General features: G+C 49.6%; 23 protein-coding genes. 1 reads left to right on the top strand and 22 read right to left on the bottom strand.

All coding sequences use genetic code 11. The features are described 5' to 3' along the window. Positions 1–96 precede the first annotated feature (96 nt). From ABDB91_RS00805 to ABDB91_RS00750, 12 genes are all read right to left on the bottom strand, one after another. Positions 97–2,010 carry a sigma 54-interacting transcriptional regulator gene (locus ABDB91_RS00805; RefSeq protein ID WP_347489711.1) on the bottom strand — a complete coding sequence of 638 codons (1,914 nt, stop codon included), beginning with the start codon at positions 2,008–2,010 and terminating at the stop codon, positions 97–99. A gap of 69 nt (positions 2,011–2,079) precedes the next feature. Further along, a complete protein-coding gene (locus ABDB91_RS00800; RefSeq protein WP_347489710.1) occupies positions 2,080–2,562 on the bottom strand; it encodes a DUF134 domain-containing protein in 483 nt (160 codons plus the stop codon). Between the two features lie 405 nt (positions 2,563–2,967). After that, positions 2,968–4,728, bottom strand: a complete 1,761-nt coding sequence (locus ABDB91_RS00795) for a formate--tetrahydrofolate ligase (protein WP_347489709.1) — start codon at positions 4,726–4,728, stop codon at positions 2,968–2,970. Between the two features lie 195 nt (positions 4,729–4,923). Further along, on the bottom strand, positions 4,924–5,301 hold the full coding sequence (locus ABDB91_RS00790) for a thioesterase family protein (RefSeq protein ID WP_347491490.1): 378 nt from the start codon (positions 5,299–5,301) through the stop codon (positions 4,924–4,926). 301 nt (positions 5,302–5,602) lie between these two features. Next, positions 5,603–6,052, bottom strand: coding sequence for a nucleoside-diphosphate kinase (gene ndk / locus ABDB91_RS00785; protein ID WP_347489708.1), 450 nt, complete (start codon positions 6,050–6,052; stop codon positions 5,603–5,605). 14 nt (positions 6,053–6,066) lie between these two features. After that, positions 6,067–7,893, bottom strand: coding sequence for an ATP-dependent zinc metalloprotease FtsH (gene ftsH / locus ABDB91_RS00780; protein ID WP_347489707.1), 1,827 nt, complete (start codon positions 7,891–7,893; stop codon positions 6,067–6,069). 123 nt (positions 7,894–8,016) lie between these two features. Continuing rightward, positions 8,017–9,420: a tRNA lysidine(34) synthetase TilS gene (gene tilS, locus ABDB91_RS00775; RefSeq protein WP_347489706.1), complete on the bottom strand. Its 1,404-nt coding sequence runs from the start codon at positions 9,418–9,420 to the stop codon at positions 8,017–8,019. Positions 9,421–9,623: 203 nt separating this feature from the next. Continuing rightward, entirely contained in the window at positions 9,624–12,059 is a 2,436-nt protein-coding gene (spoIIE, locus tag ABDB91_RS00770; protein WP_347489705.1) for a stage II sporulation protein E, read from the bottom strand. Positions 12,060–12,147: 88 nt separating this feature from the next. Further along, on the bottom strand, positions 12,148–13,041 hold the full coding sequence (locus ABDB91_RS00765) for a Ppx/GppA family phosphatase (RefSeq protein WP_347489704.1): 894 nt from the start codon (positions 13,039–13,041) through the stop codon (positions 12,148–12,150). 91 nt (positions 13,042–13,132) lie between these two features. Beyond that, positions 13,133–13,519: a S1 RNA-binding domain-containing protein gene (locus tag ABDB91_RS00760; protein WP_347489703.1), complete on the bottom strand. Its 387-nt coding sequence runs from the start codon at positions 13,517–13,519 to the stop codon at positions 13,133–13,135. A gap of 75 nt (positions 13,520–13,594) precedes the next feature. Continuing rightward, positions 13,595–13,978, bottom strand: a complete 384-nt coding sequence (locus ABDB91_RS00755; protein WP_347489701.1) for a septum formation initiator family protein — start codon at positions 13,976–13,978, stop codon at positions 13,595–13,597. 195 nt (positions 13,979–14,173) lie between these two features. Then, on the bottom strand, positions 14,174–14,458 hold the full coding sequence (locus tag ABDB91_RS00750; protein WP_347489700.1) for a transcriptional regulator: 285 nt from the start codon (positions 14,456–14,458) through the stop codon (positions 14,174–14,176). A 124-nt stretch (positions 14,459–14,582) separates the two neighbouring features. Here ABDB91_RS00750 and ABDB91_RS00745 point away from each other — a divergent pair, with 124 nt between their 5' ends. Further along, a complete protein-coding gene (locus ABDB91_RS00745) occupies positions 14,583–15,239 on the top strand; it encodes a stage II sporulation protein R (protein ID WP_347489699.1) in 657 nt (218 codons plus the stop codon). 127 nt (positions 15,240–15,366) lie between these two features. Here ABDB91_RS00745 and yabQ read toward each other — a convergent pair whose 3' ends face one another. From yabQ to mfd, 10 genes are all read right to left on the bottom strand, one after another. Continuing rightward, the gene (gene yabQ / locus ABDB91_RS00740) at positions 15,367–15,903 is read right to left on the bottom strand and encodes a spore cortex biosynthesis protein YabQ (RefSeq protein ID WP_347489697.1); all 537 of its coding nucleotides are present in this window, start codon (positions 15,901–15,903) and stop codon (positions 15,367–15,369) included. Between the two features lie 41 nt (positions 15,904–15,944). Continuing rightward, complete coding sequence (gene yabP, locus ABDB91_RS00735; RefSeq protein WP_347489695.1) at positions 15,945–16,229, bottom strand: sporulation protein YabP; 285 nt, start codon at positions 16,227–16,229, stop codon at positions 15,945–15,947. Positions 16,230–16,330: 101 nt separating this feature from the next. After that, a complete protein-coding gene (locus ABDB91_RS00730) occupies positions 16,331–17,278 on the bottom strand; it encodes a SpoIID/LytB domain-containing protein (protein WP_347489693.1) in 948 nt (315 codons plus the stop codon). Between the two features lie 65 nt (positions 17,279–17,343). Continuing rightward, entirely contained in the window at positions 17,344–17,619 is a 276-nt protein-coding gene (locus ABDB91_RS00725; protein WP_347489691.1) for a hypothetical protein, read from the bottom strand. Between the two features lie 315 nt (positions 17,620–17,934). Beyond that, entirely contained in the window at positions 17,935–18,198 is a 264-nt protein-coding gene (locus tag ABDB91_RS00720; RefSeq protein WP_347489689.1) for an RNA-binding S4 domain-containing protein, read from the bottom strand. A 36-nt stretch (positions 18,199–18,234) separates the two neighbouring features. Further along, complete coding sequence (locus ABDB91_RS00715; protein WP_347489687.1) at positions 18,235–18,510, bottom strand: HU family DNA-binding protein; 276 nt, start codon at positions 18,508–18,510, stop codon at positions 18,235–18,237. 118 nt (positions 18,511–18,628) lie between these two features. After that, on the bottom strand, positions 18,629–20,110 hold the full coding sequence (mazG, locus tag ABDB91_RS00710; protein ID WP_347489686.1) for a nucleoside triphosphate pyrophosphohydrolase: 1,482 nt from the start codon (positions 20,108–20,110) through the stop codon (positions 18,629–18,631). Positions 20,111–20,233: 123 nt separating this feature from the next. Next, on the bottom strand, positions 20,234–20,794 hold the full coding sequence (spoVT, locus tag ABDB91_RS00705; RefSeq protein ID WP_347489684.1) for a stage V sporulation protein T: 561 nt from the start codon (positions 20,792–20,794) through the stop codon (positions 20,234–20,236). A 132-nt stretch (positions 20,795–20,926) separates the two neighbouring features. Further along, a complete protein-coding gene (locus ABDB91_RS00700) occupies positions 20,927–21,967 on the bottom strand; it encodes a SurA N-terminal domain-containing protein (RefSeq protein WP_347489683.1) in 1,041 nt (346 codons plus the stop codon). Positions 21,968–22,149: 182 nt separating this feature from the next. Next, complete coding sequence (mfd, locus tag ABDB91_RS00695; RefSeq protein ID WP_347489681.1) at positions 22,150–25,668, bottom strand: transcription-repair coupling factor; 3,519 nt, start codon at positions 25,666–25,668, stop codon at positions 22,150–22,152. Between the last annotated feature and the right edge of the window lie 25 nt (positions 25,669–25,693).

Genomic DNA, 25,693 nt, shown 5'->3' with positions numbered 1-25,693 from the left:
TACCTGTGCCATGATTAAAAAAGCAGCATTATTACATGCCGCGCTGTTTATCTCAAGTAATATGTTAATTTTTTAAACACCGCTATTGTTATTCGTCTAACCGCCTGTTTTATCAATTTTTTTTAATTTCTTCCACAGGGTTGTGCGACTTAAACCCAGCACCCTGGCCAGTTCAGTCTTGCCACCATTCACCATGGATATGGCCTGCTCTATAATTTGCCGCTCCATCTCCTCCATATGGCCCAGCTTCAACATAAGCACCTGACTGCCGGCCGACAACCTGTCAGTCGGCTCGTTCCGCCATAGTTTGGCCAGTAAATGCCGAAAGGTGCTATGATTGACCACATCCTCCTCACCCAGGGCCGCGTACCGTTCGACAAAACCCTCCAGTTCCCGAACATTGCCGGGCCACAAGTGTTCTTTAAGCTTATCGAGCAACCAGTCATTAATTTGCCACTCTTTTATGTAATCAAGGCCGGTAAGGCGCTGAAAAAAATGTTTAAATAATAAAGGTACGTCCTCCATGCGCATACGCAGCGGCGGTATATGCAAATGCAAAACATTCAGGCGATAATATAAGTCCACACGGAAAGCGCCTTCCTCCAGCTCCTCCGGCAAATTGCGATTGGTAGCGCTGATCACCCGCACGTCAACGGGGACTACCCGCTGCCCCCCCACCGGAAGTAGTTCTTTTTGCTGCAGCACCCGAAGCAAACGCGCTTGCAGGGATAAGCCAAGGTCACCTATTTCATCCAAGAAAATGGTACCTCCGTGGGCCAGGGCAAACAGGCCCTGCTTACCGCCTTTCTTAGCTCCTGTAAAGGCCCCTTCCTCATAGCCGAACAGTTCGCTTTCCAGCAAACTCTCGGGCAGCGCCGCGCAGTTCACGGCCACAAACGGACCGCCGCGGCGGGCGCTTTCATTGTGCATACTATGGGCAAACAGCTCTTTGCCGGTACCGCTTTCCCCGGTAATCAACACCGCGGCGTTGGAACGAGCATATTTTCGAGCTTCTTTGATAGTTTCCTCCATCATGGCGCTGCGCCCCACCAGATCACTAAAACGGTACTTGGCCAGCAAACCCTGCCGGTGCAATTCTTTGCGAATCTTACTTTCCATCTGCCTTATTTTGTCCGCCGTCTGAAAAGTAATGACCAGGCCGGCCATGTTTGGTCCCAGCGATACGGGCACCCGGTTCAATAAAAAAGGCAAACCGCCCAGCTGCACAATATCGCCGGCTATGGAACCGCCATTGCTATACAGCATCCTGCAAACAAGGTTTTCTTGAGTGATTGCGGTAATATGGCGCTCCAAAACCTGATTGCCGGTTAAACCCGTTATTTTTTCAGCAACCGGGTTAAATATCACTACCTTGCCCCGCTCATCCACCGCTATGATTCCGTCATAGGCGTTATTTAACACAGCCTGCAAAGAACGGCACAATTTCTTATCCCGGCGGCTAATCAAGCATATTCTTACAGCCTTTTCCAGGGCACACCGAATAAACCCCCGGTTAGTTTGTACTAAAAAAGCCGGCAAACCGGCCTCCCGCGCACTCTCAAGCACCGTCACCATCGTGCCCACTACCGCATCGACCTCATGACGCATATTTAGAAGCATATCAACCAGTTGGTCTTTTTGCTTGTACAATACAAAAGGTACGTCCAGTTCATTTACGTCGAGCATAGTGGAGAGGTGATCATATTCCGCTATAATAATCCGTTTACCCACCGACCGGGCCTTACTTAATGCCGCCAGAAGATCAAATCCCGATACTTGCACGGTGATTACCGGCAAATTAGTATTCTCCCGCAACGGAACGGCAATGATCTCACTGGTAACTACTGCCTCCACAGCATGATTGTTTTCCCATTCCTTTAACACATCACCCATGCCGGTCCGGCTATACTCCTTTATAACCAAGTCAATGCCCATTTCAACCGCCAGTTCACCGGCTAATTGGCTAAAACCGGCATGGGGCGATATTACCCCTATTCTGGTCCGCGTCATCCGCATCACCCCTGGTCATGTGTGCTCATAACAAAAAAAGGGGGCTTACCCCTGAATTTGCTCCAACAGCTAAATATCCTGTCCCTGTCCCTTTCCCCGGCCCTGCTTTTTCCAATGACATCCGTAGGGACGGCCTTCTTTGTTTATTCGGGCCACCTCATTGCCGCGGCACTCGGGGCAGGAAATTTCCGATCCACGCGGTCCCTCGCCGCAAGGTAATTCCCACAGGTGGCCACACTTAAAGCATTTAAAGTGGCGCACCACCATTTCAAAGTGCCCTCCTTCTACACGAATAGCTTTACCTTCCACCAAGGCCACGGCCACTTTACCCCGGGCATTGGATAATATACGGTGATAGGTAGGCCGGGATACACCCATCTTCTCCGCACATCCCTCTTGTTCCAAGCCGAGCAAGTCCTTTAGCCTGATAGCTTCCAATTCCTCCACCGTCAGCTGAATTTCTTCCAGTTCGCTAACAGGGATTCCAGCAGGTTTAAAATAAGTCAGCTCGGGCATAAACTCAACCCGGCGACATTTAGGCGGTCTTGACATAATTATGCACTCCATTTCATGTATTTGAAAATGATAGGCATTTTCACCCGTTGTAGTTTAACTATAATCATATGATAGTTCTATTACAAATAGTCTTTCTCCTGCCGATAAGTATTAAAAATAATTGCTATATTTTATAGTTATGCATAAGATACCGCGTTACACTCTTAACACTATTATAATATGAAAGGGCAACTCAGCGCCACACCACAGCATGACTAATATTAAAAAGAAAAGAGCATCGCATGCTACTTTTAAAAGCAGTTTTGCGACACTACCTTTTTGTTGCACCCTGGTAATTATGCTTGCCGAATTTATGGCAAGCTAAGGATTAAACTACCCAAAAGCGAAAAGCGCGCCAAAACTGAATGAGCGCGCTTTTCTTGAGAATCAACAACTTGTTTATTAGAACAGGCCCAGCACTTTGCCGGTTTCGGTATCCACATCGATTCTCCGGTAAGCCGGATCGGAACTGGTACCGGGCATCAGGCTGATGGTACCGGTCATCGGGCACAGGAACTTGGCGCCGGCAAAGATCAGAACGTCGCGCACCGGCAGTGTCCAGCCCTTGGGCACACCCTTCAGTGTAGGATCGTGGGACAAGCTGAGGTGAGTTTTCACCATCATGGTGGCAAAGTCTTTATATTCCGGATTTTCTTCAAACGCCTTGGCCTTGGCTTCGGCTTCCGGTGTCCAGCTTACGCCGTCAGCGCCGTATACTTCCCGGGCAATGGCATCCACCCTCTGGCGCAGGGGCATTTCAAGCGGATAAAGGAACTTGAAGTTAACTTCGTCTTTGCAAGCATCAATAACGGCATCAGCCAGCTCCAGGGCGCCGTCGCCACCCTTGAGCCAGTGCTCAGACATGGCGCAGCGGGCTCCGGCCGCCTCGGCGGCACGGCGTACTGCCGCGATTTCATCCTTGGTATCGGTATGGAATGAGTTAATGCAAACCACCGGGTTGATACCGGCTTTGCGAATGGTATTGATATGATGCACCAGGTTCTCGCAACCCTTTTCAACCAGCCCGACGTTTTCCTTGATATACTCTTCGGGCAGCGGACGACCGGCGACAACTTTGGGGCCGCCGCCGTGCATTTTGAGCGCCCGGATAGTGGCGGTAAGCACGGAAACGTTGGGAACGTGTCCGCTGAAGCGGCACTTGACGTTCCAGAATTTTTCAAATCCGATGTCAGCGGCGAATCCGCTCTCAGTGACATGGTAATCAAACATTTTCAGACCAATGCGGTCGGCAATGATGGAAGACTGGCCGATGGCGATGTTGGCAAACGGGCCGGCGTGTACCAGTACGGGCTGGTATTCGGCAGTGCTCATCAGCGTCGGGTTAATGGCGTTGCGCATGAAAGCGGTCATGGCACCGGCCACTTCCAGGTCGGAGGTGGTTACCGGTTTGCCTTTCTTGTCGTAACCCACGATAATCTTACCGATACGCTCCCGCATATCTTTCAGATCCCGGGCTACGGCGAGAATAGCCATAATTTCCGAGCTCACGGCAATACCGAATCTGGACTGCATCATGTAACCGTCCATCCGGCCGCCGATACCGATAATGATGTTCCGCAGGGCCTGGGCGCAAAAGTCAATGATCCAGCCCATTTCCACCCTGGTGGGATCCACATCCAGGCGGCGCAGATTCCGCTTGGCCAGTTCGGCATCGTCATAGTTTCTCTCGTGCTGCATCCGGGCGGTAAGGGCCACCATGGCCAGGTTGTGAGCGTTCATAATATCATTCAGGTCACCGGTAAGGCCAAGTGAGAATTCGGTCATGGGAATAGCCAGCGCGTTGCCGCCGCCGGCAGCGGTGCCCTTGATGTTCATGGTGGGGCCGCCGGAAGGCTGGCGAATAGCTGCGCCAACGTTCATGCCCCGTTTGCCGAGGCCTTCCACCAGACCCATGGAAGTGGTGGTTTTACCTTCGCCCAGCGGAGTGGGAGTAATAGCGGTAACTTCAATGAACTTGCCGTCCGGCTTGTCTTTTAAACGATCGATAATTTTCATGAAGTCCAGTTTGCAAATTCTGCCGTAAGGGATGATTTCATCCTTCTGCAAGTTTAACTTCTCCTGCCATTCATAAGGCAGGGGCATATTTTTCTCCGCCTGTTCGGCGATTTCAAAGTCCTTTAATTTAGTTGCATCGTATGCCAATTTTTACCTCTCCTCTCGATTAATCCTACTATAGCCTCAATTGTTTCGAACTGTTTGTCCTCCCTGTTTAACCCCCTTTACTTAAGATTATTTTTTTCAATATAAGTATTATGGACCAGACCACAATACTTTTGGCAGTGAAGGAAAATAAGATAGCATTGCTTTTTAGATTGCTGAAAATTTAATAAAATTATTCTATTTTTTACCGGCCACCCGCTGCAGAAACTTATCGGCCCGTACAATGAACCGCTCATGAATTCCTCGTCCAACCAACCGGGTATCATCCAGGGCCTGCACTTCAAAAACCAGCCGCCACCCGTCTATCTCCAGAAGTTTGGACTGCGCCCGCACAAGACCGCCCACAGGGGTTGCGGCCACATGCTCCACATTGACTTTGATACCTACCGTGGTATAACCTTCAGGCAACAAAGGATCCACGGAGCTCAGTGCCGCCTTTTCCATAAGTCCAATCATGGCAGGAGTGGCAAATACGTTAATATCACCGCTGCCAAAAGCGACAGCGGTATTTTGCCCGTTAACCTCCGCCTGCGCCGAACCGTTTAAACCCGGCATAATTCGATCAGTTATGGACACCGGTATCACCTCAACTTTTTAAAGCAAGTCCTTAATTCAAAAGGAGAAAATTCCCCCTCAATTTCAAAACCGTAAAAGCATCTTAATTGGCATTGTACCCCCGTTTATAAAGACGGAAACTTACGCCAAGAGACCTGCGCCAACCCACGCCAAGTTACTCAGGTTAACAGGAATTTATTCTACATAGTTGAGTATATTTCCTGCAAAAAAGAACGCCGCATTTATTTTTTCATTTATTTTTCTTAAGGTCCCCAAAGCAAAAAGCGGCCCTACGCCGCTTTTATTCATAAAGCCAATTATCCAAATCCCTTTTATAGTCAACAATTTCCCCCGGTGCAAAAAACAGTCCCAATTCCCTGGCCGCGCTTTCGGCGGAGTCCGAACCATGCACCACATTACGGCCGATATCCATGCCAAAAGTGCCGCGTATGGTTCCCTGAGCGGCTTTTAAAGGATTAGTCGCCCCCATCATCTCCCGCGCCGTGCTCACCGCGTCTTTACCTTCCAAGGCCATCGCCACCACCGGGCCGGAAGTGATATACTCCACTAAAGGTTCAAAAAAGGGCTTGCCCCGGTGTTCGCCATAATGACGTTCAGCCAGTTCGCGGGAAATCCGCAGCATTTTCAGTCCCACAATCTTCAGCCCTTTTTTTTCAAAGCGGGATACAATTTCCCCGATCAGATTTCTTTGCACCCCATCCGGCTTAACCATTACATAAGTCCGCTCCAACGCTAATAACCTCCCTAAGCTTTATTGGCCTCAATGCCTGATTCACTCATAATACTCGCAAACTCTTCGGCTTCCAGAGTCTCTTTTTCCATCAATTCACGGGCAATTTTATGCAATATTTCAATATGCTTATTGAGCATATCCTTGGCTAACTTATATTTCTTTTCTATAGTTCCCCGGACTTCCCGGTCAATAGCTCCGGCGACCTCTTCACCGTAGTTGCGGTTCCGGGCAATATCCCGGCCTAAAAACACAGCTTCCTGTTTGTTACCGAAGGTCATAGGTCCCAACGCATCGCTCATGCCATATTCCATAACCATTTTGCGCACCAGATCAGTGGAACGTTCCAGGTCATTCTGGGCGCCGGTACTAATTTCCCTTAACACCAAATCCTCGGCAACCCGGCCGCCAAGCAGCATGGTCACCTGGTCTAAAAGCTGCGACCTGGTCATATAATAGCGGTCTTCCTTGGGCAGCAGCAGAGTATATCCGCCGGCCCGCCCCCGGGGTATGATGGAAACCTTGTGTACCGGGTCGGTATGAGGCAGCAAGTAGCCTACCACCGCGTGACCGGCTTCGTGATAAGAAACAAGTTTTTTCTCATAGTCACTGATAACCCGTGATTTCTTCTCCGGACCGGCAATAACCCGCTCGATAGAATCCTCCAACTCGTTTTGGCCAATATCCTTTTTATTACGGCGAGCCGCCAACAGAGCGGCTTCATTTAACAAGTTGGCCAAGTCGGCGCCGGTGAAGCCGGGTGTACGCCGGGCCAGTATGCCAATATCCACCCCGGGAGCCAGAGGCTTGCCCCGGGCGTGCACCTGGAGTATTTCTTTCCTGCCGTTGATATCCGGAATGCCCACCACCACCTCGCGGTCAAAGCGCCCCGGCCGGAGCAAAGCCGGATCTAAAATATCCGGTCTGTTGGTGGCGGCAACAATAATAATGCCCTCATTGGCTTCAAAACCGTCCATCTCCACCAGCAGCTGGTTCAATGTCTGTTCACGTTCATCGTGGCCGCCGCCCAGGCCCGCGCCCCGCTGACGGCCCACGGCGTCGATTTCATCTATGAATACTATACAGGGAGCATTTTTCTTGGCCTGCTCAAATAAATCCCTTACCCGGGAGGCGCCCACCCCCACAAACATTTCCACGAAATCCGAGCCGCTAATACTGAAAAAAGGTGTTCCCGCCTCACCGGCCACGGCCCGGGCCAGCAGCGTTTTACCGGTGCCTGGCGGACCGAACAACAATACCCCCTTGGGAATACGGGCTCCCAGCTCATTAAATTTCTTGGGATTTTTCAAAAACTCCACAATCTCTTCCAGTTCTTCCTTAACCTCATCGGCGCCTGCCACATCCGCAAAGGTAACCTTTTTCTTATCATCGGTATGCAATCTGGCCCGGCTCTTACCGAAGGACATAACCCGGTTGCCCCCGCCCTGAGTCTGCTGCATAAGGAAGAAAAACAATAGAACAAAAATTAAAATAGGCAGCAGGGTAGTCAACAAGCCGGTCCACCAGCTCGGCTTGGGCGGTTCCTTGACATTGTACCGCACACCCTTGTCCTGCAGGATGGCTTCCACCTTTTCACCGCCCGGCACCGTGCCCCGCACTTGAAACTGCGTACCGCTCACCTGCTCACCGGTTATAAATGTGGTATAGTCATCCGGCTGGATAGTCACCTGCTTTATTTTACCCCCGCCCAGGGCGGCGTAGAATTCATCAAAGCGCATTTCCTTGATGGCTGTGTTATCCTGGGTATTCCATTTAATCAAAGCTATGGTAACCAGTACAATTAATAAATATATGCTAAGGTTTTTAATCACCTTGTTCAAACAAGCCACTCCTCTCAGTGACGGTGATACTTGACCGGTAACGTTAATTTTAACAAACAAAGGATTTTTTATCAATATAGCTTGGTATATTTACTTTTTACTTATTAGCTTGTCACAAAAACATTATTCGTAATCGACTATGTATAAACGCAGACACTTTACCGTATTTTCGGTTACCTTCCACTTTTCACCCGGACGCATGCCCGCCACCCATACGATATCATCTCCTGATAGCACCAAAGGGATGCAATCTCTTGAGTGGCGGGGAATCTTACGATCTATGAAAAACTTCTTCAGTTTCACGGTGCCGTCCAAACCCAACGGGCTGAAACGATCACCGGATAACCGGCGGCGCACTATTAAGGGAGTGGCTAAACGATCATAATCTAAAATAACCTGCCACGAGTCAAGACCTGACGGTTGCATAGCCCTGCCGACAGGTAAAACTTCGGCGCCTATAGACAAACCAACCTCGGGAACAAAAGTAATACCCGGCACCTTCAGGAAATATTGATAAAAGGGTATCTCTTTAAATTCCCGGTCCAGGGTAAACTCCAGTACCTCATAATATTTTTTAAACGTTATCCCCCTTGGCAAAGTAATTTGCCTATAACCACCTCCACCATTTATTATTGCTATAACTTGTTCAATATGCCGATAATTTAGATCCGCCTGATCGCCGCACACTTCGGTCCAGGCCCGGCGCATCACCCTGCGCAGCAGCGCCCGGGGAACAACCGACAATCTCCCCGCATCAAGACATACGGCATTGCCGGGAGATGCAAGTCTGGCGTCCAAGAAAACCTGCTCCGCCTGATGCTCCAGGTAATCGTCTTCATCCCGGCATATCTCAGACAACCGGTTTAAAGACTCCACCAAATTAGGATTATATTTTTTTTCCAGAGTCGGCAGCAGTTCCAATCTAACCCGGTTGCGCATATATTTGGGCTTAACGTTGCTGGAATCCAGCCTGGCGGCCAGATCATGCCGCCGGCAGTAATGCTCAATCTCCCGGCGCCTGACAGCCAATAATGGGCGAATATAGAAATCATCCCGCACGGGCAGCATGCCTTTAAGACCACCCGCACCGGTACCTCTCAGTATATGCAGCAAAATGGTCTCAGCCTGATCATCCGCATGATGACCCAGCGCCACTCTGGAGGCCCCCGTTTTAACAGCCACTTCGCCTAAAAAGCTGTACCGCACTTCCCGGGCCGCCACCTGAGGGGAAATACCACGTCCCCGGCTGTAGGCCGGCACATCCCGAGCTTCCACAAAAGCGGTCAATTGCAGCCGCCGCGCCGCATCTAAAACAAATTGAGCATCAGCATCCGCTTCAGCACCACGAAACCGGTGATTTAAATGGGCCACCACCAGATTTATACCCAGGGTTTCCCGCAGCCTGTAAAGGATATGCAGCAAAGCCATGGAATCCGGCCCCCCGGATACACCCACCACCACTGTTTCACCTGTGGCCACCATATTGTATCTGCGTATATATTCCGTGACCAGCTGAATTAAAGACATTTTTTCACCCACATTATTCCTATTTTTTTAAACTTCCACACCGGCAAAAAAATTTCCTTCTTATAATATTTTTTTCTAGAAACAATATGTAAAATTGTCGGGATAAATATCTCCCGCTGGCAATATCAACCATGTCAAGAAAAAAAAGCGTGCCAATCATACCTGTAACGCACGCCGTCTAAGAGTAATCTATTAAATCCGGATTATTGTTTCTCACAGCTCTTCACCCGCGCTACCAGCACAGTCATATCATCCGCCGCCCCACTCCCCTCGCCGGAACCGCTCATGGCCAAACGCAATATTAGCTCCGCCACTTCCTGAGGCGGTAAATCAACGATTTCCTCAAGAACGGAAGCAATCCAATCTTCATTTTCTTCTGTCGCGGGATAAGCGTCGCTGACTCCGTCTGTTGCCATAACCAGCATATCACCGCTATTCATCTCACCATGCTGAACAAAAATATTAATATCGTCCACAATGCCCACCGGTAATGAACTGGCCCGAATAACCCGTACCTGGTTTTGACGGACCCAAAAGCTGGGCGCGGCTCCTATTTTAACTATTTCAAACTTTCCACCATACAGGTCTGCCACGCACATATCCACAGTGGCATAGTTATCTTCCTCGGGACAGTGGCGCATCATAACCGAGTTAACTATACGAATAGCCAGGTCCCGGCTGTAACCTGCTTTTAACAGCTGCTGCAGCAACGACAAAGTTGTTTTGCTTTCCGACGCCGCTGCCGCCCCGGAACCCATGCCATCGCTAATTAAAATAGCCAGCCGCCCACCACTTAGATGCATTACCGCACAACTGTCACCCGATATATTATTGCCTTTACCGGAACACCGGGCCAATCCGAGACTCAATTGATAAACCAAATCCGGATATAAGCGAAAAGTGCAAAAGTCCCCCCTATCCCAGTTAGTACAATCCGTGCAGGAGGAGACCAACCTTTCACCCGTCAATTGACTTAACATCGGCGCCACATCATAAACACATCTTTTTTTACCGTTGCAGGCCGGTATAGCTACCTCCGCCTCGCATCCCCCGGCACATGGGTACAAGGCCAGTGAGGCCGCAGTTATACCTGATTGTTTCAGACTTTGCTTAATATATTCCGCGCGCCGCTGCCAAGTTTCGCTTCCCGACTCAAACTCCCGTGCCAAATTTTCAATTACTCCGCGCATATCACGCAGTTGCCAAGATATCAGTTTTCTGCTCTCCAGCAGCCTGTGACCCCAAAATTGCTGTGTGCGCCACAACTGATAAGCACAGTTAATACCCATAATCAATTCCCGGAGCCGTGAACAATACTGTCGCAATTGCTTATCAAGGTCCTCTTTCGTCACCCGCCCGTTTTTTTCGGCAACCGCAAAGCAAGCTTCCAATTGCAGAAAGGTGCGCTGACGCTCCCTTTCCCAGCAGACCTTATGCAATACACAGTCATTACAGACCATGTTTTTCACTTCCTGAACCGGGGAATGCCATTGAACATCCTGCACTCGACGTTCCAGCTCGTCGCTGACCTGGTCATATGTACGGGAAACTTCTTCGAATAGGACTTCCCAGCATTTAAGTCGGCCTTCGGACGGCTGAACCGCAGTCACCCACGGACCGGCCGGCGGCGTATTTCTTTGCACAAGCGCTAATACCTTCTGAGGGAGTATTAAAAATACCAGTCCGGCCAGCGCCGTCTCCGCCATCAAACCGGCTATATCCCGGCCGCTGCCCAGATAAACGGTAAGCAATGTGCCTCCCAGTAAAAAACCGGCTACAACCCCTACTCGTCTCATGCCCCGGCACAAGCCGCCCAAAAAACCCGCAAAGGCAAACGCCCCCAGCGCTACCGGCGAAACAGCAAACACCAAACCCGGAACTACCCCTATAACAGCCCCGGCAGCGGCCCCCAGACCGGCACCCCCGACATACCCCGCCACAAGAACTGTAAAAGCAGCCAGGATTCCACCCGGGCTGACCATTCCCCAGCGCACCTGCCCGGCGGCGGCCACTATGCTGAGCAGTAAAATAATGAAACAAAAAACCTGCTCTCCATTAATTCGATGGCTGGCGGTGTACCGTCCCAAGCTTATGAAGGCCGCCCTATAAGTTACCGCCAGCAGCGCACTGAATATTGATTCAAAAAGTACCCTGACATAATCATATGTAGTTGGCCCGGTAAGCGCCACATAACCGGTACCGGCAATTACCAGCACCGCAAAAACCGCCCCGCCCAGCCAAAGGCGGAGTCCCGCGGAACGCGACGGCAAAGTTAAGGCAGCCGCGCCTACCGCTGCCAGCCCAACCATACGAACAGCCAGCTCCCAACCGGATACGACAGTATATAGCCCCAGAGCCGCCCCAATAAGCGCCGCCAGGGCATATTCCCGGTAAACAACAAAACCGGCAGCCACCAGAGCCGCTCCAAATGGCAGCAGTTCACCCAGCAAAAAAGCCCGGCCCAGCAAAAAACCGGCCGCAAACAGAGCAACCAGGCCGGCCCCATCTCTCACCCGCAATCCGGTAAAAATATTTAGCCGGCGGCTTGCGGAGCTCCCGGCGGTATAATGTTCATCCTTACACCGTTCCTCTTTTGACTGACCTTGTTGATACGAGTTAACTTCCGCCTTCCCAAACAACAAATCCACCCCTTTGCGCATAATGATAATTCCATTATATTACAAATGGGTGGACACTGAAGCACTTGGTTGGTATTTTGTCCCAATTTTATTGTGACATTCTTCGCGTTACACTATCATTCTCCAGTATTAAACCTTGGAGCAGATCCGCTTCACTTACCAATACACTTTCCCGGCCCAAGCCATGCAAAACAGCGCTTAATATGCGGGCACCGGCCGGTATGATATCGGCCCGCCGGGGCTGCAAGCCCGGCAATTGTTTTCTTTCTTCAACGGTTAAGCCGCTCAACAAGCGGTACAAATCATCGACATTGGCTGCAGCCAAGCGAAAGCCGTGGATTTTTTCCGGGTCGTACCGGCGCATCTTCTGAGCCATAGCAGCCAAACTAGTTACCGTTCCTCCCACCCCGATTACCTCGCCCGGCTTATCCAATCGGATAATTGATAACGTATCACCGATAGCGCGTTGGATCTGCCCGCTGCCGTAACCGCCTTCGGTCATCCGGACAGCCCCCGCGTTTATACTGACAAACCTGGTCTGTCCGGCACAGCGCCAGATAAATTCCGTACTGCCGCCTCCGATGTCAATAACCAGCGCATCCCGGACATCACCCAGCGCCTCTGTCACGCCCAGATAGCTCAATCGGGCCTCCATGGGACCGGAAAGCACCCACAATTCCCGTCCGGTAACGGAACGCACCGCAGCCGCAAAGTCTTCCCGGTTGCCGGCGTCCCGCACCGCGCTGGTGGCAGCCAGCACAATATTGCTCGCACCGGCCCGTTCAGCCCGGTCTACAAACGCTGCAATTACGTCCAGCGTCCTATTCATCGCGGCCTGCATCAGCCGCCCTTGCCGGATACCCTGCCCAAGGCGGGTGGTCTTCAAATCCGTTAACACAGGACGCACCTTACCCTCCGGGGATAGTTCGGCCACCATTAATCTGGTGGAGTTTGTGCCTATATCAACGGCCGCAATCTTCATAAGTTAAGCACCTGCCTTATTAAAGCAAGTCTGCCGGCTACGCCTTGCCGGTAAATGAGATAAAAAAAACACCTCCGTTAGGAAATGCTTTTTATGACCTCCGATTACCGCGACCACCGCGTTTGGCATCAGCATTTCGTCGCAAACCCTGCTGCCTTTCTTCACTATCCTTCAAAAAGCGGTTCAGTTTTTCTTCAAATGAAACCTCAAACTTTTTACGAGGTGCCGGCCTGCGCTTAACCGTCTCCACCGTTTGTTTGATAGATAAGCCGATCTTGCCCTTGGGATCTACGGAAATAACCTTAACCTTAACCGGATCATTTACTTTCAGAAAATCATTAATGTCCTTGACATATTCCTCGGCTATTTCAGAAATATGTACCAAACCGACCTCTCCATCCGGCAATTCAATAAAGGCACCAAAATTTGTAATCCCAGTTACTTTCCCTTCGACAATTCTTCCTGCTTGCACTGGCATAACCGCAAATATATCCTCCCATTACCGAATGGCTTTATTAATTATATCAAAGCCTCATAGCATGTCAAGCGTTAATTAATCCTTTATCTCGGAAACCGGTGGTGTTTCTTGAGCCTCTCCCGCACCGGACGGAGCAGGCACTATTCTGGCCTCACCTTCCTTAACAAGGCCCAACTTTTCCCTGGCTACCTGTTCAATATAGTCATTTGACTGCAGCATCTTTACTTGTTCATATAATCCGACGTTTTTTTCCCTTAAATCTTTAATCTCCGCCTGCATATCGTCAAGGTTTCGCTGCATGGCGTATAATTGATCGAACCTGGAACCCAAGGAAAAACAAATATACAACATTAACAAGGTAATGATAATCATCGGCAGTTTGCTGCGGGAGAAATTGAAATTCCTGCGACGTTTGACGTACTGCTTGGACTCCCCCCGGGAAACATCGCTAACAGCCACGGTTTCCACCCCCCCCTTATCAACATTACAAATATTCTATGCCCGACTGCCATTCCCTGCTTGCTTAACAGTATTTTTCAAAAAAAAAGACAACTGTGGTGCCGGGTGTAATTGTTGAAAGTTGATTTTCAACTTTCAACAATTACACCCGGCACCTATCAATGAATTGATTGCGTAAAAAAAAGCCGGTTTGTTTTAACCGGCTTTTTTCTCTGCCAGCAAGCTGACATATTCTTCACCCAATTTGGTAAGGCTGCATATTTTACTTTTACCCTCCGTGGAGACATCCACCAACCCCAGAGCATATAATTGCATAATCACATGATCAAGTACAGCCCTTTTAACACGGGAAAGCAGCGACAGATCCTCTTTGTTCATATTCCCTTCGCTAACCAGCGCCTCCAGAACCCGGTCAGCCTCTTCAGGCAACCGGTCACCTGCTTTAACCAAATAATCCACTAATGTTGTAGTCCCAATCATTTGTTCAGACCTCCTCCTTTATCTATCTATATTGTTAACATTTTTTTCTTAATTAATAAGCGTTTTATTTTATAAAAATATGGAAACAATAATACTAATCAACTAATAAAAAGCAGGTGATTACATGCACAAAAAAGCCGGCATCTTTTTAATCCTTTTACTTATAGCAAGCACCGGAGTGTTTTATGTTTATGAACAGCAACGCGCTAAACCAACGGGCTTAATCAGACTGCACATCATTGCCAACAGTAATACCTTCTATGACCAAACGCTTAAATACCGGGTAAAAGATCGTGTCGTCAGTGAAATGGCGCCGGTTTTCAGCCAGGCGACCGGCATTGAGACAGCCAGGCAGGTTGCCGATGCCAATTTAGAAACTATCCGCAGTATTGCCGAGGAAGAGATACGGCTTCGAGGCTTTGACTACCCGGTGCAGGTAGTACGGGGAGATTATTATTTCCCGGCCAAAAAATATACCATCCAGGAAGAAAACCGGATGGCATCGTTAACTTTACCGCCGGGACACTACGAAGCGGTGCGGGTAATTATAGGCTCGGGGGATGGCGCCAACTGGTGGTGTGTACTATATCCGCCACTGTGCTTTGTAGATTTACAACAGGCAGCCCCGCCCGTAACCCTGTCAACCGCTTCCGCCGCGCAAGAACAGCGCATTGAAAAATTAGCCGACAGTACAGCGAAAGCCGGCTTAAAACCCAAGATTGAATACCGCTTTAAGATATTAGAGCTATTTAAAGGGGCTGTTGCACAACGGACTAAATAGTTCATAGTGCCGCAGCTTTTTATAAAGATACCAAATTATTATCGGAATAATTAGCTGAATTTAGGAAAGGGGGTATCGCTTACTACTCCAAGAAAGTAGTTTTGCGGCACCCCCTTTTTAATAAGCCTTACTTTTTTCGTTTTAGCTTGCCGATAACACCGGCATACCATTTTCTCCAGCGGCGACATAATGATTTTACAGGCGCGGGCATCAGACGTTTCAAGATTATAACGGCTAAGCGGCCTGTTTTTCCCAATACCAGTTTTAGTATTTTAAAGGGAAATATTAAAATAATGCACAAAATGCGAACGGGGAAAAATAATATGGTCATCAACCACTTAATTAACCAAATCAAAAATTCCACGGTATTAACAACAAGCTTCCTCATCCGGCGCCGGCTAAGCCGGAAATAAAACACCGCGCCCATACACAAACCAAGAAGCACAAAAAAACGCACTTCACCCTGATTATAACGCAGCAATAAGACATATACCAGAATGGTTGCGCAAAGCCAGTACAAAACATCACCCAGCAATGTACCCATTTTTTTAATTTTAAAAACATGACCGATACCAGCGTAAACATCATATAAAAACCCGGCCATTGCCCCGGTTAACAAGGTATATAAGAAAACCATGAACTGACTGGTTACCGGCTCCGCCAAAATAATTACCTCCAGATAATAGCCTGAACACCAGGGTTCTTTTACTTGAAAATCCTGTTTAGCATCCCCTTGCCCCGGAAACTCCCGGCGCTTTTATTCTCTATAAAATCCATAGCGCAGATTCGCCCCTCTACCACCAGATTGCCGCGTTCCAAGTTTAACTGGGTAATATGCAATCCTTCACCCCGCAAAGTAAGGAAACCCATATTGGTAACCAGGCCAATCTCCTTTTCGTTGAAATTACCTACATGTTCCACCCCGTCCACCAATAAATGTTTGCGGTCGGTAAGAGCAATCCGGTTACTAAAACCTGTATTAGGCTCCATATTATTTTCACCTCCGTGGGCACGGGTAAACCCTTGTTTTATATCTATGCCTGCAATCCATAATTATGCAAAAAAAGAGTGATCCGTTACGAATCACTCTTCTAATCCCAAAGTTTTTGAATGTCGACATCCCGATAGTAAAATTTAATGATCTCCTGGGGGCTTTTCCCTTCCGAGGCTAATTTCTTCGCCCCCCACTGGCACAATCCTACACCGTGCCCGTAGCCCTTGCCCTCCAGCACCAGGTTGTTGTCCTGCACCCGGGCACTGGAAATTAACATGGACCGCACTTTATCACTGCCCAAAGCCAGTCTCAAATCCGGGCCGCTCACCGTTGCGGAACCAATCTTTATTTTAGTCGCCCTTCCCGAAGGCCCCCTTTCCGCAATGTCAACGGCATTAATACTGCCCGGGTCTGTTCCGCTAATTTTTTGCACCGCTGCCCGCACTTGTTCCAAAGGCAATTCGACACGCCAATGCTGATTCTCCGGCACAGTAATCGCCGGGCAACCATCCCGCGCTCCGGCCTTGATATATGGTGTGGGCTCCTTTGTATAGGCCAGCCCCTCTTGTGCCGTGGCGGAAATGCCCCCATCACAGGCCGAGAACCATCCCTTTACATAATCGCCGCGATAGGTAATTACCTGCCCCCTGGTGGAGGCCACGGCTTGGCGCACTTTATCGTTTATCCGTGATGGATCGTAAGCCTGAAACTCCTCTACATCGGTAGATGCATCAGTACCATGCAGTTTCTTTACCCGCCCGGCCTGAATATTTTCCATGGTGAAGGTACGGGCCAATATCGCCTGAGCGGAGAGAGCGTTTTTAGGCCAACTGGGTTCCATCTCGGCTGCCACCACTCCAGCGAGATATTCTTCCAGCTTAATATTCTTTTTAATACCTTGCTCCTTGACATACAAGCTAATGGTGGGTTCTCTGTCAGGAGCGCCCGGAACAGGCTCCACCGGCTTTCGCTGCGGTCCTCTGGCGCAACCCCACACCAATCCGGTTAAAATCAGGGCCACCAGCGCTATTTTTATTATGCGCAATACCATCCCCCCCAAATTTTTTATTATTTTTTGTGGGATGATATTAAAATATGCGCGGGCTAATTTTATTCATTGGGCCCCCTGGTGAAATAATGCAACACTCCCGTCAGCCTTGCCGCACCTTGCGGCCTCACTCCCCCGGCAAAGGACAGCTCACCGGTTCCCGCGCAGCCTAATATAGACAGAAACGGCTTCTGTTGCCCGTTAAAAATGGCCTGCAGACTCCCGTCCCGGCAGAGCAGCCAGCCAAATTGCCTTATCTTACACCAGGCGACTCCATGCCATGGCACTACCCCCCAAACACTTTTCAACTCTAAACGCACATGATCCTTCCACAGCATTTTAACACCCCAAACCTTATTGCTATTTATTGTAAATGTTACCATATGCATGCAAACGCCATATTTACCGGTGTTGGGGGATATAAGAAGAATAAAACCCTGATACTCATTAATAGTAATTTTTCCTCTGCCTCAAGACAAGTAAAAAGGCAGGCCTTAGTCAGCCCGCCCACAGAAACACATATAAAAAATACTTGTTATCACCACAATTTGGGATTCAGCTTATAATTTCAACCAAGCTATTCATCAGCCTTGTATCTATCAAGTCAACACGAAAACAGAAAGATCCCCTGGGACCTTTTGCTAAACCAGTGACTAGCCGTCTTCTGAGCGCATATCTTCCAAAACAACATATAGATCGGCCGCTTGTCTGGCGGGGACAGCTTCCCGCACGGTAATTATCCTGATTTTTAAACGTCGCTGTCCAAATGAAATATCCACCACATCCTCCGGCTGTACATCTGTACCCGCTTTAGCCGCACGGCCATTAATTTTTACCTGCTGCCGGTCGCAAGCCTCTTTAGCCAACGTGCGTCGTTTGATTATTCGAGAAACCTTTAGAAACTTATCCAATCGCACATTAAAACAACTCAGTTCTAATCACATTTTGGTGTTTTATGATGTAACAGTTTCACGCAAAGCCTTACCGGCTTTAAATACCGGAACACGGGCGGCGGCAATATTGATTTCCTCACCTGTTTGCGGATTGCGTCCCTTGCGGGCAGCCCTCTCCCGGATTTCAAAAGTACCGAAACCAACCAGTTGAACCTTGTCGCCACCGGCTAAGGCCTCTTCAATACTTGCCAGTACCGCACCTACAGCCTTTTCAGCATCTTTTTTGGTCAGTTCGGACTTCTCTGCCACACTGGCAATCAATTCTGCCTTATTCATAAAAACCCCCCTCAAGAAATTTAACGTGATGATAACGTAATTACTCACTAAGCTATTCGTATTCGCTATTTATCTTTAAGTTCCTTCTTTGCAGTTAAATTTTACAACATTTTTTTCCTCATTTTTCTTTATTTTTTGCTTTTTCCCACAGCTCATCCATTTCGGCCAGAGTCATACGGGCAAGATCCAAACCTTCAAGGGCAGCTTCTTCTTCCATATATCTAAATCTATGTGTGAATTTATTAATTGTGGCCGATAAAGCCACCTCGGGATCAATACCTGTCAGTCTGGCTGCATTAACCACAGCAAATAACATATCTCCTGTCTCCAGCTCAATCTTATCCCGCCGTCCACTCGCCAGTGCTTCCTTCCACTCAGCAAGTTCCTCATCGACTTTATCCAATGCCCCCCGATAGTCGGGCCAGTCAAAACCGACCCGGGCAGCCTTAGCCTGTATTTTATATGAGCGTGGCAGGGCCGGCAAGCCACGGGGTATCCCGTCCAATGCAGACACCTTCTTTTCCGCACCACCCCCCTTTTCATTTTGCTTGATAATTTCCCAATTAACCAGGACCTCATCGCTATTATTAACCTGCGTATTACCAAAGACATGCGGGTGACGGTGGATCATCTTTCGACAAATACCATGTATCACATCATTAATATCAAATAAACCATTTTCCCGTGCTATTTGAGCATGGAATACTATCTGTAGTAATAAGTCTCCCAATTCTTCACAGATATTATACATATTTTCCTGTTGAATAGCTTCCAAAACTTCATAAGTTTCCTCCAGCAAATACGGGGTCAGAGTATGGTGATCCTGTTCCCTGTCCCACGGGCAGCCGCCCTCTCCCCGCAGCCGGCCCATAATATCAACCAGCGGGTCCAATGGAAAATCCGCTTTCATTTTGGCAGCGGCATGGCTATACGGAGGTACGTATAAACTGGTGAGATGATCCACCCAGTCAAGCCTGTCTATTTCAAACAGCGGCACATATTCTATCCTTTGTTCACCGGGCACACCGGCCGCCCGAACAATAACCACCCGGTGCTCCGCGGGGTATGCCTCCAACAAGGAAAGCTTAACATCGGCTGCCGCCAGCCGGCTGTACACCTGTACCACTACTATCCCCAGCGCCGGATTCAATAAACGGCCATCCAGCTGCAGTCCGTCAATGATCTGTATCCCTTGCACCGGATCTACTTTTAATACCGCGTACAGCTCGTCCAAAAAGCTCATGGCCGGCAACACTTCGGCAGTTATACCCCGCTGCCCGGCCTGGCGCATGATCATATCCACCGTCGTCTCGGCTACCAGCGGATGACCGGGCACGGCGTAAACCACCGGTCCCTGCCCGGCGGCGGTCAGCACATCCTCCACAATCCGCCGGTAAACATCGTCAAAGCTGTCCGCCTGCTCGTAATACTTATCAAAGGTATCAAACACAATACCTTGCTCTTTAATCCAATCAACCACGGGATGTACGGCGGTGCGCAAAAAAAGACGCCGGGCCCCTTTCAGTACCTCCAGATTAACCGCGGGCAAGGAGTCCCTGCCACCGGGGCCAAGCCCCACCACAACTACTTTGGCTGTCAATATCTGTAACCCCCCGAATAATTATAAGCATACTGTTATTCTTACCAATTACACGGGCATTTACGAAAATCCTTTCACAACATCTCCCGGAACACAAAAAAAACGGCCCCCGTTTTGGGGCCGTTATTGTTCCATTTGTTTGGCCAGAAAACCCGCCGCGGTTTCAGCCAGCTTTAATTCCAGTTCTCCCATGTTCACATTCGGTTCGCGGGAGGCAAGAATTACCGCGCCGATAGGATCACCCTCGGAAATAATAGGCGCAATAACCTCCGCCGCATATTTGCATTCTCCGTCCTCGATAATCATACCATCCATACCCTGTTGATCGGTTCCCGGATTATTAATGACCACCGCCTTACGTTCTTCCATAACTTTTTCTATGGCATTGCTTATCGGTTTATTCAAAAACTCCTTTTTGGATGCACCGGAAACAGCTATAACGGCATCCCGGTCAGCAATTAAGGATATGTGTCCCAGCGCTTCGTGCAGCGAATCCGCATACTCTTTGGCAAAGTCGCCCAGCTCACCGATCGGCGAATATTTTTTTAAAATTACTTCACCTTCCCGATCAACAAAAATCTCCAGCGGATCGCCTTCACGGATTCTAAGAGTCCGTCTTATCTCTTTGGGGATAACCACCCTGCCGAGATCATCAATACGACGCACTATACCCGTTGCCTTCATGGGCCGCCCTTCCCTCCTTTAGCAGTAAATAATCACGATAAAACTTTCTATGTTAGTATATAACCAGAGGGGGGCAATTATTCATTTTTTTCCAATACAAAGTAAAATTATTTTCGTCTTACCAGGGAATGTCTATTTTCCTGTCGATTGATCTTCCTTGGACTTAGTATCCGATTCCTTGGCCAACTTGTTTACCACATCAGCTTTATCACGCAAATCCTGTATATATTCGCCGACTTTCCGGTTAACTTTCTCACTGTGCAAGCTGGTGGCTATTTGATCTTTAACCTCGTTCAGCGTATGTGTTTTAGCGGGAATTATTTTGTCCAACCGGATAATATGATAACCGAACGATGTCTTGACGGGCTCGGCAGTATACTGACCACTTTCCTGCAGGTCAAAAGCGGCGTTTTCAAATTCCTCCGCAAAACCGCTGCCTTTGCTGAAAGGCGGGTATTGGCCGCTGTTGTCTTTACTGCCCGTATCATCGCTGTATTGCTTGGCCAACTCGCCAAAGTCGGCACCCGAAGCCACCTTGTTCACAACCTGCAGCGCCAGTACTTTAGCATCCACGTCCGTGCGGTTTTTGCCATTCGAATATTCACCCACGCCGATTAAAATATGACTGACCTGACGCTGTTCCGGGTCACTATATTGGGCGCCGTTCTCGGCAAAGTAATCCTTTATCTCGTCCTCGGTCGGTTCGGAAACCTCAGCGCTTATTTTTTCGTACAGCTTGTTTGCAGCCAACTGCTCTTTCATAAAATCATCCAGTTTGGGCTCGTTAATCCCGTTGGCCGCTAAAAATTTCTTAAATTCACCTTCACTGCCCAACTGTTCTTTAATTTTCTTAATTTCTGCCTGTACTTCCTTATCCGCGGGCATCATGTCCAAACGTTCAGCCTCCGCCATTACCAAACGGCGGTCAATCAGCTGACTTAAAACTTGCTGGCGCAGCATTTCTTCCAATTCTTTAGCCTGTTCGCCTTCCAAGTTGTAACCTTGTTGGGTCAGATTGTTCTTGTAAGTGGTTACTTCCTGATCCAGCTCCCGGGACGTTATACTTTCACCGTTCACCGTAGCCACCACATCGCCGCTGCCACCGCAGCCACCAAGCACAAAGGTTGCCAGTAAAAGCATTAAACTTAAAAAAATAATACCGTTTTTACGCAAAATATATCTCCTCCCCTAATAGTAGGCCGCCTCGAATGGGGGCGGCGTCAACTTACTTAATTATATAGCAAAGAAACGTGCCCCACAATAGCACGGCCCAACGTACCCATACACACAATTTGTGCCATAATGACCTGCGCCGGTTATTTAGACGGAGCTATTGTCATATCCTCTATGTGTATTTAATCAGCCAGTCTGGCTAGAAATCTTTCAAATTCATCCAATTGTTCGGTGGGCAAGCGCCCGGCCTCACGAATTTTATAACGGATCTCAAATTCACCGTCGGTATGGCTGAATTTTACTTTATTGCGATAAAACTCTCCTACCGCCACCAGCTTTTCCCCGGTAAGAGCATGCCCCGAAGCAAAGATCAGCCGGTAAAAACCCTGCTGCCTGTTGACCGATCTTACCTTTAGATGTCCGGCCATGACCCTGATTTTAGATATCCTCAGCAAGTTTTGTACTGCCGGGGGCAAATCACCAAAACGATCAACCAGCTCTTCTTCCAGATCGGCAATCGTGCTTACCCGCTGCAGAGAGGCAATGCGCCGGTATATTTCCACCTTCTGATTGGCATCGGAAATATATTCATTGGGTATATAAGCCTCCACGGGCAGTTCCACCACGGTTTCCACCGGTTGTTCATCCTTTTGGCCCCGGGCCTCCCGCACGGCCTCCTCCAACAGGCGGCAATACAAGTCAAAGCCCACCGCGGCAATATGACCATGCTGTTCCGCACCCAGCAAATTACCGGCTCCCCTGATTTCCAAATCGCGCATGGCGATTTTATAACCCGAACCAAACTCAGTGAATTCCCTGATCGCCGCCAATCTTTTTTCAGCCACCTCGTTCAATACCCTATCCTTACGAAAGGTAAGGTAAGCATAAGCCAGCCGGTTGGCCCGACCTACCCGGCCGCGCAGCTGGTAAAGCTGAGCTAATCCAAAGTTGTTGGCTTCTTTAATAATTAACGTATTAACATTAGGAATATCCAAGCCGCTTTCTATGATGGTAGTGCACGCCAGGACATCATAAGCTCCGTCTATAAAGTCCAGCATAATTTGTTCCAACTCTTCTTCCCGCATCTGACCGTGAGCGGTGACAATGCGAGCTTCGGGCACCAGTCCCTTAATCCACATAGCCACGTTGTCCAGGTCGGCCACCCGGTTGTGCACATAATACACCTGACCGTCCCGGCCCAATTCCCGCCGGATGGCCTCCCGGATCAAGAGCGGATCTTCTTCCAGCACATAAGTTTGCACCGGAAACCTGTTTTCCGGCGGCGTCTCCAGCAAGCTGGTATCCCGCACGCCCACCAGTGACATATGCAGCGTGCGAGGTATAGGAGTGGCGGTAAGAGTTAAAACATCTACGCTGGTACGCAGCTTTTTTAATTTTTCCTTGTGTGACACTCCGAAACGCTGTTCTTCATCCACCACCAGCAAGCCAAGGTTTTTAAAGATTACATCCTCCTGCACCAGCCGGTGAGTACCGATAATTATATCGATGCCGCCTTCCTTAAGTCCCCGGATAATCGGACGTTGTTCACGGGGCGTCCGAAACCGGCTGAGCATCTCCACCGTTACCGGATAACCTGCAAAACGCTCCCGGAAGGTATTATAATGCTGTTGTGCCAGTATGGTGGTTGGAACCAGCACGGCCACCTGCTTGCTTTCCATTACCGCTTTAAAGGCCGCCCGCAGAGCCACCTCGGTCTTTCCATAGCCAACATCACCGCAAAGTAACCGGTCCATGGGGCGCGGGCTTTCCATATCATGTTTTACATCATCGATAGCCCGCAGTTGATCCGGTGTTTCTTCATAAGGAAAGGCATCCTCAAATTCCTTCTGCCACACAGTGTCCGGCCCGAAGGCATATCCCCGCACCGTTTCCCGGGCGGCGTAAAGGGCCAACAGCTCCTGGGCCATATCCCGTACCGCTTCCCGGACCCGGCTTTTCACCCGGTTCCATTCCGCACCGCCCAGCTTGGAAAGGCGCGGGCTGTCAGCTTCGGCACCCAGATATTTTTGCAGCAAGGATACCTGATCGGTGGGTACATACAGTTTATCTTCGCCCGCGTATTTAATCAACAGGTATTCTTTGCGAATACCGCCTATATCCAGCGGCACAATACCCCGATAGCGGCCTATGCCGTGATTCACGTGCACCACGTAATCTCCCGCTTTGAGATCGGTAAAAGGTTCAAGCCGGTTGCTTGCCTCACGGGGCTGCTCTCGTTTTCTGCGCTTGCGCTGTCCGAATATCTCACCCTCGGTGATCACCACCAGCCGGGCGTTGACCAGTTCAAAGCCTCCGGTAAGCTGGCCGTGGCTAATCACCACATGGCCGGGTTTGACCTCCCGGTCCAGGGATGCCATGTAAAAAACATCCAGTTTTTCGTCCCTGAGCGCGTCCAGCAGGTGCTGGCCCCGATCCCGCCCCGTTACCAGGAGCACCACCGCGTTGCCGTTGCGACGCCACTGGCGTATTTCATCAGCCAGGATATCGGTGTGTCCCAGAAAGCTGTGCATGGATTTAGCCGCGAAATTAATTATCTTTTGCGGGTGGATAAACGGCGCCTGGCGAGGCATAAAAGAAAAATACACCGTCCGCCGGGCGGCAATACCTTCGTACAGCTCATCCCAATCCAGGTAACACTTGATTTGACCCGGCAGCACCTTACCCCGGGTAAGGAGATCGGCATATGTCTCAGCCCGCTCCCGTTGAATACTTTGCACCGCTTCCCTGATCTTTAGCGGCTCATCAATTAATACAGGTGTTCCCTGCGGAAGATAATCCAGCAAACTTACCGGCCGGGGGTAGAAATACGGTATAAATTGTTCAAGACCGGGAAAATAAACACCGTTGTTCAGCATATCCAGCAAATGCCCGAAGTGTTCCTCAAAAAAACCCAGCGCCGCCTGATCGCCGGATTTAGCCAGCTTGCGCCGCCCAATCCGGTACTCCGCGCTAACGGCGGAATGTCCCATGGCCCATAGATCACGGCTTGCTGTCATTTCACGGGCCGGGAAAACAATCAGCCGGTCGATTTTCTTATCGGAACGCTGAGACTCCACCTCAAATAGGCGGATGGAATCGACTTCATCATCAAAGAATTCCAATCGCGCGGGCATAGCGGAGGTCATGGGGAAAATATCCACAATTCCGCCGCGCACGCTAAACTGCCCGCCCCGTTCCACTAAATCAACTCTTTCATAGCCCATAGCCACCAGGCGCTGTCCCAGTTCACCGGTATCCTGCCGGTTACCCACGACCAACTCCAAACCGGCGCCGGCAAATACATCCGGCGGGCTTAAACGGCTCATCAGCGCCTCCACCGGCGCCACGACAACCATTGGCTCAGAACGGCACAAACCTTCCAGCACGCCCAGCCGGGCAGCCGTCACTTCCATACCGTGAGCCAGCACCTGGTAAGGCAACTGTTCATTAACGCGGAATTGCAGCACCCGCATTTGCGGCAGCAGCGCGAATAAGTCATCCGCCACCTGACCGGCCTCCACCTCTCCCGGCGTGACCACCAGCACGGTCGGATATCCGGAGCTCGCCAACGACGCTATCATTAAATTGCGCTGGGCACCGGTCAGTCCAAATACCTGCTGCTGGCTCCGGTGAACAGTTAAACCCTTCACCAGGCCCGCATATTCCGTGGTATCCTTAATCAATTTCAATAAACCCTGCATTTTATCAGATCACCAGCCGTAAGAA

Source organism: Desulfoscipio sp. XC116 (assembly GCF_039851975.1).
Lineage (GTDB): Bacteria > Bacillota > Desulfotomaculia > Desulfotomaculales > Desulfallaceae > Sporotomaculum.
This window is presented reverse-complemented; position numbering and strand designations above follow the sequence as displayed.